This window comes from Kitasatospora sp. NPDC058046 (genome assembly GCF_042885595.1).
Taxonomy (GTDB): Bacteria; Actinomycetota; Actinomycetes; order Streptomycetales; family Streptomycetaceae; genus Kitasatospora.
Genome location: NZ_JBHVRS010000035.1, coordinates 37855 through 54399 on the forward strand (window position 1 = coordinate 37855; position 16545 = coordinate 54399).

Consider the following 16545-nt stretch of genomic DNA (forward strand, 5'->3'; position numbering starts at 1 on the left):
CGGCTCACGCTCCGGACTTCTCGGTGTTCTGGGACTTCTCGGCGTTGTCGGTGGTGCCGGCGTTGTCGGTGGTGCCTGCGTTGTCGGTGGTGCCGGCGCTCTCGGGCCGCAGCTTGTCGGCGAGGACGGCGGCGATCCGGGCGAGCGGCTCCGGCCGGGCCAGGTCGCCGTGGCCGAACGGCAGCCGGTGGCCCTCGATCAGCCCGTCCAGGTGAGGCCGCCAGGCCTCCTCGTACGGCCAGTCGGCCGGCTTGCCGAGGGTGGCGCCGAAGAAGACGGCATCGCCCCGGTAGTGCTGGGGCCGGTGCTCGGCCATCAGTTTGCGGTGCCGGTCGAACACCTCGGGCAGGACGTGCGCGGCCTCGCCGAGCACCGCCGCCAGATCGGCCTGGCCGCTGCCGTCCGCCGGGTCGTAGCCCAGCGAACGCAGCAACTCGTCCACCGTGTCGGCGGGTTCGGACGGCGGGGCGGCAACGGTGCGGACCGCAGGGCCACCGTCCAGCAGGGCCAGCAGCCCGACCGGCGCGCCCTCGGCCTGGAGCCGGACGGCCATCTCCTGGGCGACCACCGCACCGAAGGACCAGCCCAGCAGGTGGTACGGGCCGGACGGGTGGACGGCGCGGATCTGCCGTACGTAGTCCTCGGCGATCTCGGTGACGCTGGCCGGCGCCCCGCCGCGCAGGCCGCGGGCCTGGAGGCCGTACACCGGCTGCCCCGGGTCGAGGTGGCGCAGCAGCCCGGAGTAGACCCAGCTGATGCCGGCCGCCGGGTGGACGCAGAACAGCGGGGGCCGGTCGCCGCCGGTGCGCAGGGGCAGCAGCACGTCCAGGGCGTCGGCCGCCGGGCCCTGGTCGAGCCGGCCGTCCAGCCCGGCCACCGTGGGCGCCTCGAACAGCGCCCGCATGCCGAGATCGACACCGAGGGCGGTGCGGACGCGCGAGAGCAGTTTCATGGCGAGCAGGGAGTGCCCGCCCAGATCGAAGAAGTCGTCGTCGATGCCGACGCGCTCCAGGCCGAGGGTCTCGGCGAACAGGGTGCAGAGCAGCTGCTCGCGCGGGGTGCGGGCCGGGCGGCCGGCCGGGTGGGCGGCGAACTCCGGTGCGGGCAGGGCGCGGTGGTCGACCTTCCCGCTGCCGGTCAGTGGCAGGGCGGGCAGTGCGACGAAGGCGGCGGGCACCATGTGGGCGGGCAGCCGCTCGGCGGTGAAGGCCCGCAGTCCGGCCGGATCGAGCGGGCGGTCGGTGACCAGGTAGGCGACCAGTCGGGTGCCGCTGTCGTCCGGCCGGACGACGGCCGCGGCGACCTCGGGGTGAGTCGTCAACACCTGCTCGATCTCGCCGAGTTCGATCCGGAAGCCGCGGATCTTCACCTGGTCGTCGGTACGGCCGAGGTACTCCAGCTCACCGTCCCGGGCGCGGCGCACCAGGTCCCCGGTGCGGTACATCCGCTCGCCGGGGGTGAACGGGCTGGCGACGAACCGCTCCGCCGTGAGCGCGGCGCGGCCCAGGTACCCGCGGGCCAGTCCGGCGCCCGCCAGGTACAGCTCCCCGGGGATGCCGACGGGCACCGGGTTCAGGTGCTCGTCCAGCACGTACCCGGCGGTCCCGGCGACGGCCTGGCCGAGCACCGGGCGGTCCGAACCGTCGAGCGGCTGCTCCAGGGCCTCCACGGTGGACTCCGTCGGGCCGTACAGGTTGTACGCCCGCAGCCCCGGGGTCTCCCGCAGTCGCGTCCACAGTGCCTGGCCGACGGCCTCGCCGCCCACCAGCACGACGCCCGGTGCCGGCGCCTCCAGCAGGCCCTCCTCGACGAGTTGGGCCACGAAGGACGGGGTGGCGTTCACCACGTCGATGCCGTGCGAACCGAGGTGGCGGACCAGCGCGGCCGCGTCGAGGCGCAGGTCGTCGCCGATCAGGTGCAGTTCATGCCCGACCACCATCCACAGCAGGCCCTCCCAGGAGGCGTCGAAGCAGAGCGAGGCCGTCAGCGCGAACTTCCGGTTCTCCTCCCCCGCCATCATGCCCGCCCGGTGGCCGGCCAGCAGAGCGGCGAGACTGCCGTGCGAGACCACCACACCCTTCGGGCGGCCGGTCGAGCCGGAGGTGTAGATCACGTAGGAAGCGTCCGCCCCGTCCAGGACGGGCCTGGTGAACTCCACCGGTCCGGGCATGTCCGTGACGTCCAACACCGGGAGTTCTGCCAGCAGTTCGGGCAGCGGCCACCGGTCGTCGGTCAGCACCAGCGCGGGCTCGGCGTCCGCCAGGGTGTAGGCCGTGCGCTCCGCCGGGTACCCGGCGTCCAGCGGCAGGTACACCCCGCCCGCCTTGAGCACCGCGAGCAGCCCGACCACCGACTCCACCGAGCGCGGCAGCGCCAACGCCACCACCGCACCGGGCGTCACCCCGGCACCGATCAGCCGACCCGCGAGCCGTCCGGCCCGCGCATCCAACTCCCGATACGTCAGCACCTCTTCGCCGCACACCAGCGCCACCGCCTCCGGCGTGGCCGCCACCTGCTCCTCGAACACCGCCGGAAGCAACGGCACCTCCGAAGCCAACGGCCGCGCAGCACCGAGCAGTTCGGCCCGCTCCTCCTGACTCACCAACGGCAGCGCCCCGATCCGGGTGTCCGGCCGCTCGACGGCCGCCGCCAGCAGGCCGGCGAAGTGGCGGACCATCGCCTCTGCCGTCTCCCGGTCGAAGAGGTCCGTCGCGAAGTCGACCACGCACTCCAGACCGGCCGGTGCGCCGTCCGGACCGAAGGACTCACCGATGCCGACACTCAGGTCGAACTTGGCGACCGCACGACCGGACGATTCCACGGAGACGTCCAGCCCGGTCGCGTCCAGCGGTGCCGTGTCGCCACCGCCCTGAAGGACCAGCATCACCTGGAACAGCGGATGCCGGGCCAGCGAACGAGTCGGGTTGAGCTCCTCGACCAGGCGCTCGAACGGCACGTCCTGATGGGCATGCGCATCGAGCTGGGTCTCCCGGACCCGGCCCAACAGCTCCGTGAAACTCGGATTGCCCGAGGTGTCCGTGCGCAACACCAGGGTGTTGACGAAGAAGCCGACCAGCTGGTCCACCGCCTCGTCCGAGCGCCCCGCCGTCACCGAACCGATCGGCACATCGGTGCCCGCACCGAGCCGGGTCAGCAGAGCGGCGAGCGCCGCCTGCGCGGCCATGAACATCGTCACCCGCTGCTCACGCGCCAACGTCACCAGCGCACGGTGCAGTTCGGCACCCAGCGGAAGCACCACCCGGTCACCCCGGTGGCTGGCCACGGCACCCCGCGGACGGTCCGCCGGCAGCGCCAGCTCCTCCGGAAGATCGGCCAGCGCCTCGCGCCAGTAGCCGAGTTGGCGTTCCATCGGGCCGTCCTGGTCCGCTTCGTCGAGCAGCTCGCGCTGCCAGAGCGCGTAGTCGGCGTACTGGACGGGCAGCGGCGCCCACCCGGGCACGGTGCCCGCCGTCCGCGCCGCGTAGGCGGCGGCGAGGTCCCGCAGCAGCGGACCCATCGACCACCCGTCACCGGCGATGTGGTGCAGCACCAGGACCAGCAGGTACTCGGCCTGCCCGGCCGGGATCAGGTGGGCCCGGATCGGCAGGTCGGCGGCCAGGTCGAACGGGCGCCCGGTGCAGGCCTCCGGCGCGGTGCCCTCGGGCAGCAGCTCGACGGGCACCCGGGCCGCCCAGGCCGGCAGGACGCGCTGGTACGGGGTGCCGTCCTCCTCCTCGATCAGCGTGCGCAGGACCTCGTGCCGGGCGACCAGGTCGCCCAGGGCCGAACCGAGGGCGTCGGTGTCCAGCTCACCCGTCACACGGAGCACCAGCGGCAGGTTGTACACCGCACTCGGCCCCTCCATCCGGTCGATCAGCCAGAGCCGCTGCTGCGCGAAGGACAGCGGCACCCGCTCCGGCCGCTCGGCGTGAGCGGTCAGCGCGAGACGCTCCGCCCCCGAACCGAGGCGGGCCGCCAGCCCGGCCGGCGTCGGCGCCTCGAAGACGTCCCGAACGGCCAACTCGGCAGCCAGCGTCGAACGGACCCGGCTGAGCAGCCGGGTCGCGAGCAACGAGTGCCCGCCCAGCGCGAAGAAGTCGTCCTCCACCCCGACGACGTCCAGGCCGAGCACCTCCGCGAACAGACCGCACAGGATCTCCTCCTGCGGCGTACGGGCCGCCCGGCCACCGGCCGGCGCGAATGCTGCCAGGTCGGGTTCGGGCAGGGCACGGTGGTCGACCTTGCCGCTGCCGGTCAGCGGCAGGGCATCGAGCGTCACCACGGCGGCCGGGACCATGTAGCCGGGCAGCGACTCGGCGGTGAACCGGCGCAGCGCGCCACCGAGTTCGGAGGTGGAATCCTCGGCCACCGCGCAGTAGGCGATCAGCCGACGGTCCCCGTCCTCGCTCTCCCGAACGGTCACCACGGCCTGACGGACAGCCGGGTGGGCCGCCAACACCGCCTCGATCTCACCGAGTTCGATCCGGAAGCCACGGATCTTCACCTGGTCGTCGGTCCGGCCCAGGTACTCCAGCTCACCGTCCCGGGCACGACGCACCAGGTCACCGGTACGGTACATCCGCTCACCCGCGACGAACGGGCTGGCGACGAACCGCTCCGCCGTGAGCGCGGCGCGTCCCAGGTACCCCCGGGCCAGGCCGGCACCGGCCAGGTACAGCTCCCCGGGGATGCCGACGGGCACCGGGTTCAGGTGCTCGTCCAGAACGTACCCGGCGGTCCCCGCGACGGCCCGGCCGAGCACCGGCCGGTCCGAACCGTCGAGCGGCTGCTCCAGGGCCTCCACGGTGGACTCGGTCGGGCCGTACAGGTTGTACGCCCGCAGTCCCGGGGTCTCCCGCAGTCGCGTCCACAGTGCCTGGCCGACGGCCTCGCCGCCCACCAGCACGACGCCCGGTGCCGGCGCCTCCAACAGGCCCTCCTCGACCAGTTGGACCAGGAAGGACGGGGTGGCGTTCACCACGTCGATCGCCGACTCACGCACATGGCGGACCAGTTGCCCGGCGTCCCGGCGGACCTCGTCGTCGATCAGGTGCAGTTCATGCCCGACCACCATCCACAGCAGGCCCTCCCAGGAGGCGTCGAAGCAGAGCGAGGCCGTCAGCGCGAACTTCCGGCTCTCCTCCCCCGCCGTCATGCCCGCCCGGTGGCCGGCCAGCAGAGCGGCGAGGCTCCCGTGCGAAACCACCACACCCTTCGGGCGGCCGGTCGAGCCGGAGGTGTAGATCACGTACGCCGCGTCCGCTGCGCCCAGGGCGATCAGGGGACCCTGTGCCGATCCCGGCGCGTCCGTGACGTCCAACACCGGGATTTCTGCCAGCAGTTCGGGCAGCGGCCACCGGCCGTCGGTCAGCACGAGAACGGGCTCGGCATCCGCCAGGGTGTAGGCCGTGCGCTCCGCCGGGTACCCGGCGTCCAGCGGCAGGTATACCCCGCCCGCCTTCAGCACCGCGAGCAGCCCGACCACCGACTCCACCGAGCGCGGCAGCGCCAACGCCACCACCGCACCGGGCGTCACCCCCGCACCGACCAGCCGACCCGCAAGCCGTCCGGCCCGCGCATCCAACTCCCGGTACGTCAGCACCTCATCGCCGCACACCAGCGCCACCGCCTCCGGCGTGGCCGCCACCTGCTCCTCGAACACCGCCGGAAGCAGCGGCACATCCGAAGCCAACGGCTCGGCACCGCCCAGCAGTTCGGCCCGCTCCGCCGAGGACAGCAGCTCCGCCCTGCCGATCGGCAGGTCCGGACCGGCCGCGACGGCGGCCAGCAGCCGGCCGAACCGGACGGCGATCGCCTCGACCGTCTCCCGGTCGAACAGGTCCGTCGCGAAGTCGACCACGCACTCCAGACCGGCCGGTGCGCCGTCCGGACCGAAGGACTCACCGATGCCGACACTCAGGTCGAACTTGGCGACCGCACGACCGGACGGCTCGACCGAGACGTCCAGCCCGGTCGCGTCCAGCGGCGCCGTGTCACCGCCGCCCTGAAGGACCAGCATCACCTGGAACAGCGGGTGCCGGGCCAGCGAGCGGGTCGGGTTGAGCTCCTCGACCAGGCGCTCGAACGGCACGTCCTGGTGGGCATGGGCGTCGAGCTGGGTCTCCCGGACCCGGGCCAGCAGCTCGGTGAAGCTCGGGTTGCCCGAGGTGTCGGTCCGCAGCACCAGCGTGTTGACGAAGAAGCCGACCAGCTGGTCCACCGCCTCGTCCGAGCGCCCCGCCGTCACCGATCCGATCGGGATGTCCGTTCCGGCACCGAGCCGGGTGAGCAGGGCGGCGAACGCCGCCTGCGCGGCCATGAACATCGTCACCCGCTGCTCACGCGCCAACGTCACCAGCGCACGGTGCAGTTCGGCACCCAACGGAAGCACCACCCGGCCGCCTTGGTGGCTGGCGACGGCACCCCGCGGACGGTCCGCCGGCAACGCCAGCTCCTCCGGCATTCCGGCCAGGGCCTCGTTCCAGTAGGCGAGTTGGCGGGAGATGAGGCTCTCCTCGTCGGCCTCGTCGCCGAGCAGGTCGCGCTGCCAGAGCGCGTAGTCGGCGTACTGGACAGGCAGCGGCGCCCACCCGGGCACCGTACCCGCCGTCCGCGCCGCATAGGCGGCGGCGAGGTCACGCAGCAGCGGACCCATCGACCACCCGTCACCGGCGATGTGGTGCAGCACCAGGACCAGCACGTGATCTTCCGAGGAGACCCGCAACAGCAGGGCGCGCACCGGGAGTTCGGCCGCCAGGTCGAAGGGCCGGCGGGAGGCCGCGTCGACGGACTCGCCGACCTCGTCGGCCGGGCAGTCCCGGACCTCGAAGGGCACCGATGCCGCCCCGACCGGCAGGATCAGCTGGTGCGGTTCGCCGTCGGTCTCCACCACCAGCGTGCGCAGGGCCTCGTGCCGGGCGACCAGGTCGCCCAGGGCCGAGCCGAGGGCGTCGGTGTCCAGCTCGCCCGCCACGCGGAGCACCAGCGGCAGGTTGTACACCGCACTGGGCCCCTCCATCCGGTCGATCAGCCAGAGCCGCTGCTGCGCGAAGGAGAGCGGCACCCGCTCCGGCCGCTCGGCGTGAGCGGTCAGCGCGAGACGCTCCGCCCCCGAACCGAGGCGGGCGGCCAGCCCGGCCGGCGTCGGCGCCTCGAAGACGTCCCGGACGGCCAACTCCGCGGCCAGCGTCGAGCGCACCCGGCTGAGCAGCCGGGTCGCGAGCAGTGAGTGCCCGCCCAGCGCGAAGAAGTCGTCCTCCACCCCGACCGCGTCCAGGCCGAGCACCTCGGCGAACAGGCCGCAGAGGATCTCCTCCTGCGGGGTGCGGGCCGCCCGGCCGCCGGCCAGCGCGGCGAAGTCGGGGGCCGGGAGCGCGGCGCGGTCCAGCTTGCCGTTGGCGGTCAGCGGCAGGGCGTCGAGCGTCACCACGGCGGCCGGGACCATGTAGCCGGGCAGCGACTCGGCCGTGAACCGGCGCAGCGCGCTACCGAGCTCGGGGCCGGCGTCCTCGGCCACCGCGCAGTAGGCGATCAGCCGACGGTCCCCGTCCTCGCTCTCCCGAACGGTCACCACGGCCTGACGGACAGCCGGGTGGGCCGCCAACACCGCCTCGATCTCACCGAGTTCGATCCGGAAACCACGGATCTTCACCTGGTCGTCGGTCCGGCCCAGGTACTCCAGCTCGCCGTCACGGGCACGACGCACCAGGTCCCCAGTCCGGTACATCCGCTCACCCGCGACGAACGGGCTGGCGACGAACCGCTCCGCCGTCAGCGCGGCGCGTCCCAGGTACCCGCGGGCCAGTCCGGCACCCGCCAGGTACAACTCGCCCGCCACCCCACGCGGGACCAGGTTCAGGTGCTCGTCCAGCACGTACCCGGCCGTCCCCGCGACAGCCCGGCCGAGCACCGGCCGGTCCACGCCGTCAAGCGGCCGGGTGAGGGCGTGCACGGTGGACTCGGTCGGGCCGTACATGGTGTGGCCTGCGGTCAGCGGAGCCGCGCACAGCCTGGTCCACAGGCCCTGCCCGATGGCCTCGCCACCGAGCAGCAGCAGCTTCGGCGCGGGCTCCTCCAGCAGCCCCTCCTCGACCAACTGCTCGGCGTACGACGGAGTCACGTGCAACGCGTCCAGCCCGACCTCGCGGACGTGGCGGACCAACTGCCGCGCGTCCCGGCGCACCTCGTCACCGATCAGGTGCAACTCGTGCCCGGCGACCATCCACAGCACCACCTCCATCGAGGCGTCGAAGCAGAGCGAAGCCGTCAACGCCACCCGCAGCCGACCGTGCGCCGCCTCCGCGTCCGCGACCAGCGTCGCCCGATGGCCCGCCAGCAGGGCCGCGAGGCTGCCGTGCGAGACCACCACACCCTTCGGGCGACCGGTCGAGCCGGACGTGTGGATCACGTACGCCGCGTCCGCCCAGCCCAGGACGGGCCTGGCGAACTCCACCGGTCCGGGAACGTCCGTGACGTCCAACACCGGCAGCTCGGCCAGCACCTCGGGCAGCGGCCAGCGGCTGTCCGTCAGCACCAGCGCCGGCTCGGCGTCCGCCAGGATGTGCCCGGTACGCTCCGCCGGGTACTCGGCGTCCAGCGGCAGGTACACCCCACCCGCCTTGAGCACCGCGAGCAGCCCGACCACCGACTCCACCGAGCGCGGCAAGGCGATCGCCACCACCGCGCCAGGCGTCACCCCCGCACCGACCAACCGACCCGCAAGCCGTCCGGCCCGTGCGTCCAACTCCCGGTACGTCAGCACCTCCTCACCGCACACCAGCGCCACCGCCTCCGGCGTGGCCGCCACCTGCTCCTCGAACACCGCCGGAAGCAGCGGCACCTCCGAAGCCAACGGCGTGGCACCGCCCAGCAGTTCGGCCAGCTCCGCCGGGCTCACCAGCGGCAGTGCCCCGATCCGGGTGTCCGGCCGCTCGACGGCCGCCGCCAGCAGGCCGGCGAAGTGGCGGACGATCGCCTCGGCCGTCTCCTGGTCGAACAGGTCCGTCGCATAGTCGAGCGCGAAGTCGATCCCGGCGGGCTCACCGTCCGGGCCGAAGAGCTCCTGGGCGGTCACGTTGAGGTCGAACTTGGCGACCCCGGTGGCGGCCGGCAGCACCCCGTTCCACAGGCCGGACGAGGAGGCGTCGGCCTGCTCGTTGTTCTGGAGCACCATCGCGACCTGGAAGAGCGGGTGCCGGGCCAGCGAGCGGGTCGGATTCAGCTCCTCGACCAGGCGCTCGAACGGCACGTCCTGGTGGGCGTAGGCGCCGAGGTCGGTCTCCCGGACCCGGGCCAGCAGCTCGGTGAAGCTCGGGTTGCCCGAGGTGTCGGTGCGCAGCACCAGGGTGTTGACGAAGAAGCCGACCAGTTCGTCCAGCGCCTCGTCGGAGCGCCCGGCGACCACGGAGCCGATCGGCACGTCGGTGCCCGCGCCGAGCCGGGTGAGCAGGGCGGCGAAGGCGGCCTGGATGGCCATGAACATCGTCACCCGCTGCTCGCGCGCCAGGGTCCGCAGCGCACGGTGGAGTTCGACGTCGAGCAGCTGCGCCACCCGGTCGCCCTGGTGGCTGGCGGCGGTGCTCCTGGGGCGGTCCGCCGGGAGCGCCAGCTCTTCCGGCATTCCGGCCAGGGTCTCGTTCCAGTAGGCGAGTTGGCGGGAGAAGAGGCTCTCCTCGTCGGCCTCGTCGCCGAGCAGGTCGCGCTGCCAGAGCGCGTAGTCGGCGTACTGGACGGGCAGCGGCGCCTGTCGCGGCGCGGTTCCGGCCGTCCGCGCCGCGTAGGCGGCGGCGAGGTCGCGCACCAGCTTGCGGGTCGACCAGCCGTCGCTCGCGATGTGGTGCAGTACCAGGACCAGCACGTGTTCCTCGGCGTCGACCCGCAACAGCAGGGCGCGCACCGGGAGTTCGGCCGCCAGGTCGAAGGGCCGGCGGGAGGCCGCGTCGACGGACTCGCCGACCTCCTCGGCCGGGCAGTCCCGGACCTCGAAGGGCACCGATGCCGCCCCGACCGGCAGGATCAGCTGGTGCGGTTCGCCGTCGGTCTCCACCACCAGCGTGCGCAGGACCTCGTGCCGGGCGACCAGGTCGCCCAGGGCGCGTTCCAGCGCCGCCTGGTCCAGCTCGCCGGTCAGGCGCAGCGCCAGCGGCGAGTTGTAGAGGGCGCTCGGCCCCTCGATCCGGTCGATCAGCCAGAGCCGCTGCTGGGCGAAGGAGAGCGGCACCCGCTCCGGCCGCTCGACGTAGGCGGTCAGCGCGAGACGCTCCGCCCCCGATCCGAGGCAGGCGGCGAGCCCGGCCGGTGTCGGCGCCTCGAAGACGTCCCGGATGCCGAGTTCCGCGCCCAGCGTCGCGCGGACCCGGCTGAGCAGCCGGATGGCGAGCAGCGAGTGGCCGCCGAGCTCGAAGAAGTCGTCGTCGGCGCCGACCACGTCGAGGCCGAGCACCTCGCGGAACAGGCCGCAGAGGATCTCCTCCTGCGGGGTGCGGGCGGCCCGGCCGCCGGCCAGCGCGGCGAAGTCGGGGGCCGGGAGCGCGGCGCGGTCCAGCTTGCCGTTGGCGGTCAGCGGCAGGGCGTCGAGCTCCACGAAGGCGGCCGGGACCATGTAGCCGGGCAGCGACTCGGCGGCGAAGGATCGCAGGGCGGCCGCGTCGAGGGGGCCGTCGGCGACCAGGTAGGCGACCAGGCGCCGGCCGCTGTCGTCGGGCAGCACGGCGGCCTGGCGCACGGCCGGGTGGCCGGCCAGCACGGCCTCGATCTCGCCGGGTTCGATCCGGAAGCCGCGGATCTTCACCTGGTTGTCGGTCCGGCCGAGGTACTCCAGCTCGCCGTCCCGGGCCCGGCGCACCAGGTCCCCGGTGCGGTACATCCGCTCACCCGCCACGAACGGGCTGGCGACGAACCGCTCGGCCGTGAGAGCGGACTGGCCCAGGTACCCCCGGGCCAGTCCGGCGCCGGCCAGGTACAGCTCCCCGGGGACGCCGACCGGCGCCTGGTTCAGGTTCTCGTCCAGCACGTACCCGGTGGTCCCGGCGACGGTCTGGCCGAGCACCGGCCGGTCCGCGCCGTCGAAGGGACGGGTGAGGGCGTGCACGGTGGACTCGGTCGGGCCGTACATGGTGTGGCCGGCGGTCAGCGGAGCCGCGCACAGCCTGGTCCACAGGCCCTGCCCGATGGCCTCGCCACCGAGCAGCAGCAGCTTCGGCGCGGGCTCCTCCAGCAGCCCCTCCTCGACCAGCTGCTCGGCGTACGACGGGGTCACGTGCAGCGCGTCCAGCCCGACCGCGTGGACGTGGCGGACCAACTGCCGGGCGTCCCGACGCACCTCGTCACCGATCAGGTGCAGTTCGTGCCCGGCGACCATCCACAGCACGACCTCCATCGAGGCGTCGAAGCAGAGCGAAGCCGTCAACGCGACCCGCAGTCTGCCGTGCGCCGCCTCCGCGTCCGCGACCAGCGTCGCGCGGTGGCCGGCCAGCAGGGCGGCGATGCTCCCGTGCGAGACCACCACGCCCTTCGGGCGGCCCGTCGAGCCGGAGGTGTGGATCACGTACGCCGCGTCCGCCCCGCCCAGGACAGGCCTGGTGAACTCCACCGGACCCGGCGCGTCGGTGACGTCCAACACCTGGAATTCGGCGAGCAGTTCGGGCAGCGGCCAGCGGCCGTCGGTCAGCACCAGCGCGGGCCCGGCGTTCGTCAGGGTGTAGGCCGTGCGGTCCGCCGGATACTCGGCGTCCAGCGGCAGGTACACCCCGCCCGCCTTGAGCACCGCGAGCAGCCCGACCACGGACTCCACCGAGCGCGGCAGCGCCAGCGCCACCATCGCGCCCGACGTCACCCCGGCACCGACCAGCCGGCCCGCGAGCCGGGAGGCCCGCGCGTCCAACTCCCGGTACGTCAGCACCTCCTCGCCGCACACCAGCGCCACCGCCTCCGGCGTGGCCGCCGCCCGCTCCTCGAACACCGCCGGAAGCAGCGGCACCTCCGAAGCCAACAGCCCTGCGGAGTGGCGGAGTTCGGCCGCCCCGCCCGCGGGCGTCAGCCCGGCCGCCGCGACGCTGAGCTCCGGGTCGGCGGCGGCCTGCCGCAGGATCAGGGCCAGTACGTCGGCCAGCCGCTGCGCGGTCTCCGGGTCGAACAGGTCGGTGGCGTACTCCAGCCCGCCCGCGAGCCCGTCCGGGGTGCCGTCGGCGCGGTGGCGCTCGGTCAGCGCCAGCTTGAGGTCGAACTTGGCGGTGCCGTACTCCACCGGCTCCTCGGCGGCCGTCACGCCGGGGAAGGCGGGGCCGCCCTCGGCGGCGGCGGCGAAGGTCAGCATCACCTGGAACAGCGGGTGCCGGGCCAGCGAGCGGACCGGGTTGAACTCCTCGACCAGGCGCTCGAACGGCGTGTCCTGGTGCTCGTACGCGGCGAGGTCGGTCTCCCGGACGCGGCGCAGCAGTTCGGCGAAGCTCGGCCGGCCGGAGAGGTCGGTGCGCAGCACCAGGGTGTTGGCGAAGTAGCCGACCAGGTCGGTGGCGGCCTCGTCGAGGCGCCCGGCCACCGGGGTGCCGATCGGCAGGTCGGTGCCGGCGCCGAAGCGGTGCAGCAGGGTGGCGTAGGCGGCCTGGAGGACCATGAAGAGCGTCGCGCCGTGCTCGGCGGCGAGGTCGGCGAGCCGGGCGTGCAGGTCCGCGTCGAGCTCCAGCGGGACGACGGCGCCGCGATGGCTGGCGACCGGCGGCCGGGGGCGGTCCGCGGGCAGTGCCAGCTCCTCCGGCAGCCCGGCCAACGCCTCGCGCCAGTGGGCGAGTTGGCGGGCTGCCAGGCTCTGCGGGTCGTCCTCGTCGCCGAGCAGTCCGTGCTGCCACAGCGCGTGGTCGGCGTACTGGACGGGCAGCGGCTCCCAGTCGGGGGCGTGGCCGGCCTGGCGGGCCCGGTAGGCGTCGGTGAGGTCGCGGTAGAGCGGGCCGAGCGAGGCGCCGTCCCCGGCGATGTGGTGCAGGACCAGGACCAGGACGTGCTCGTCCGGGCCCTCGGGCCGCAGGTAGGCGTGCACGGGCAGGTCGGCGGCGAGGTCGAAGCCGTGCCGGGCGAGTTCGTCCACCGGGCGGTCGGTGGTGGTGAGCAGCGGGGCCACGGGCCCGTCCAGGATGCGCTGGTACGGGGTGCCGTCGTGCTCGGCGAAGACGGTGCGCAGCGCCTCGTGCCGCCGGACGGTGTCGCCGAGGGCGTCCGCCAGGGCGGCGGGGTCGAGCGGGCCGCGCAGCCGCAGGGCGAGGGTGATGTTGTAGGTGGCGGTGGGGCCCTCGGCCTGGGCGAGGAACCAGAGGCGGCGCTGGGCGAAGGAGAGCGGCACCCGCTCGGGCCGCACGGCGGGCCGCAGCGCCGGGCGGGCCTGGGCGGGGGCGCCGGCGGCGCGCTCGGCGATCCGCTCGGCGAGCCCGGCGACGGTGGGCGCCTGGAAGAGGTCGCCGATGGCGAGTTCGACGCCGAGTTCGGTGCGCGCCCGGCCGACCAGGCGGGTGGCGAGCAGGGAGTGGCCGCCGAGGGCGAAGAAGTCGTCGTCGATGGTGATGTCGTCGATGCCGAGGAGTTCGCCGTAGAGCTCGCAGAGCACCCGTTCGCGCTCGTCGCGGGGGGCGCGCCCGGTGTCGTCGGCGGCGAGGTCGGGGGCGGGCAGGGCGCGGCGGTCGACCTTGCCGTTGGCGTTGAGCGGCAGGGCGTCCAGCAGGACGGCCGCGGCGGGGACCATGTAGCCGGGCAGCACGGTGCCGGCGAAGGAGCGCAGCCCGTCCGGGGTGAGCCCGGGCTCGGCGGTGCAGTAGGCGACCAGCCGCAGGTCGCCGGGGCGGTCCTCGCGGGCGATCACGATGACCTGGCGGACGGCGGGGTGGCGGGACAGCGCCGCCTCGATCTCGCCGAGCTCGATCCGGAAGCCGCGCAGCTTGACCTGGCCGTCGATCCGGCCGAGGAACTCCACGGCGCCGTCGGCGCGCCGGCGGACCAGGTCGCCGGTGCGGTACATGCGCTCGCCCGGCAGGTACGGGCAGGCGACGAAGCGTTCGGCGGTCAGGCCGGGCCGGTTGAGGTAGCCGCGGGCCAGGCCGGCGCCGGCGAGGTACAGCTCGCCGGGGACGCCGGGCGGCACGGGGCGCAGCCGGGCGTCCAGGACGTAGCCGCGCATGTTGTCCAGCGGGCCGCCGATCGGCACCCGGGGGCCGTCGAGGTCGGCGGGGGCGAGCGGGTGGTGGGTGGCGAAGGTGGTGGTCTCGGTGGGCCCGTAGACGTGGGCGAGCAGCAGGTCGGGGCAGGCGTCCAGGACGCGCCGCAGCAGGGTGCCGGAGGCGGCCTCGCCGCCGGTGCAGACGACGCGCAGGGCGGCGAAGGTCTCCGGGGCCTGCTCGGCGACGAGGTCGAACAGGGCCTTGGTGAGGAAGACGGCGGTGACGCCGTGGCGGACGGTGACGGCGTGCAGGGCGGTGGCGTCGAGGGCGCCGGGCGGGGCGACCACGACGGTGCCGCCGGCCAGCAGGGGCGTCCAGATCTCGTAGGTGGCGGCGTCGAAGGCGTGCGGGGAGTGCAGCAGGACGCGCTGGTGGCGGCCGTCCTGCCAGCGCCGGTCGGCGGCGAGGTCGACGACGTCGCGGTGGCGCACGGCCACGCCCTTGGGGCGGCCGGTGGAGCCGGAGGTGTACATCACGTAGGCGAGCCGGTCCGGGTGGACGGGCAGGGCGGGGCGGTGGTCGGGGGCGCCGGCCTCGTCGCCGGGGCGGACCACGGCGGCGCCGTGCGGGAAGCCGGGGTCGGCGCGGTCGGTGAGCAGGACGGGGGCGCCGGTGTCGGCGAGCACGTCGGCCATCCGCTCGGGCGGCAGGCCGGGGTGCATGGGGACGTAGCAGCCGCCGGCCTTGAGGACGGCGAGGGTGGCGACGACGACGTCGGCGGAGCGCTCCATCAGCATCGCGACGGGGGTCTCGGGGCCGACGCCGAGGGCGGTCAGGTGGTGGGCGAGCCGGTTGGCGCGGGCGTCGAGTGCGGCGTAGTCGAGGGTGCCGCCGTCGTGGACGAGGGCGGTGGCGTGCGGGGTGCGGTCGGCCTGGCGCTCGAAGGACTCGGCGAGGGTGCCGCTCCACCGGGGGGCGTCGGTGGCGTTCCACTCGGTGAGGACGCGGGTGCGCTCCTCGGGGGCGAGCAGCTCCAGGGTGCCGATGGGGGCCTGGGGGTCGGCGGCGGCGCCGGCCAGCAGCCGGCCGAGCCGCTCGGCGAGGGCGGTGACGGTGGCGCGGTCGTAGAGGTCGGCGGCGTACTCGATCGAGCCGGTGAGCCCGGCGGGGGCGCCGTCGGGGCCGTGCTGTTCGGCGATGCCGATGTTGAGGTCGAACTTGGCGACCCGCAGGCCGATCGGTTCGGGGGCGGACTCCAGCCCGGGCAGGGCGAGTTCGGCGCCCTGGCCGTGGTTCTGGAGCACCAGCAGGGTCTGGAACAGCGGGTGGCGGCCGAGCGCGCGGGGCGGGTTGAGCTCCTCGACGAGGCGCTCGAAGGGGAGGTCCTGGTTGGCGAAGGCGTCGAGCTGGGCCTCCCGGACCCGGCCGAGCAGCTCGGCGAAGCCCGGGTCGCCGGAGGTGTCCGCTCTCAGGACCAGGGAGTTGACGAAGAAGCCGACCAGGTCGTCCAGGGCCTCGTCGGCGCGTCCGGCGAGGCCGGTGCCGAGCGGGATGTCGGTGCCGGCGCCGAGCCGGGTGAACAGGGCGGCCAGGCCGGCCTGGAGGACGGTGAACAGGGTGGTGCGGTGGGTGTGGGCGAGGTCGAGCAGGGCGGTGTGCAGGCCGGCGTCCCAGGCGAGGTCGACGGAGTCGGCGGCGCCGGTGGGGGCGGGCGGCCGGGGGCGGTCCGTCGGCAGTTCCAGTTCCTCCGGCAGCCCGGCCAGCGCATCGCGCCAGTGGGCGAGTTGGCGGGCGAGCAGGCTCTCGGGGTCGTGCTCGTCGCCGAGCAGGTCGCGCTGCCAGAGCGCGTAGTCGGCGTACTGGATCGGCAGCGGCTCCCAGTCGGGGGCGCCGCCGGCCAGCCGGGCCCGGTAGGCCTCGGCGAGGTCGCGCAGCAGCGGGCCGAGCGACCAGCCGTCGCCGGCGATGTGGTGGAGCACCACGAGCAGCACGTGCTCGGTCGGGGAGAGGGTGAACACCGTGACCCGGATGGGCAGTTCGCTGCTCAGGTCGAAGGTCTCGGCGGCCGCGGCGTCCCGGCGGGCCGGGTAGTCGGCCGGTGCGCAGTCCTCGGCCAGGAAGCGCGGTCGCGCCTCCTCGGCCGGCAGGATCCGCTGCACCGGGACTCCCCCGGCCACCGGGAACACCGTGCGCAGGGCCTCGTGCCGGGCGACCACGTCCGCCGTCGCGGCACGCAGCGCGGCGGTGTCGAGCGCGCCGCGCAGGCGCAGGGCGAACGGCAGGTTGTACAGCGCGGTCGGCCCCTCGATCTGGTCGATCAGCCAGAGCCGCTGTTGGGCGTACGAAACCGGGATCACGGTGCTTCCTCTACTCGGGTCTACTGACGGCACGGGCTGGTCGAGGG

1 protein-coding gene is annotated in these 16545 nt (G+C 74.4%); it reads right to left on the reverse strand.

The genetic code is table 11. From position 1 onward, the window contains the following. Positions 1-4: 4 nt before the first annotated feature. Complete coding sequence (locus ACFVU7_RS41550) at positions 5-16498, reverse strand: amino acid adenylation domain-containing protein (protein WP_388051480.1); 16494 nt, start codon at positions 16496-16498, stop codon at positions 5-7. Positions 16499-16545 lie beyond the last annotated feature (47 nt).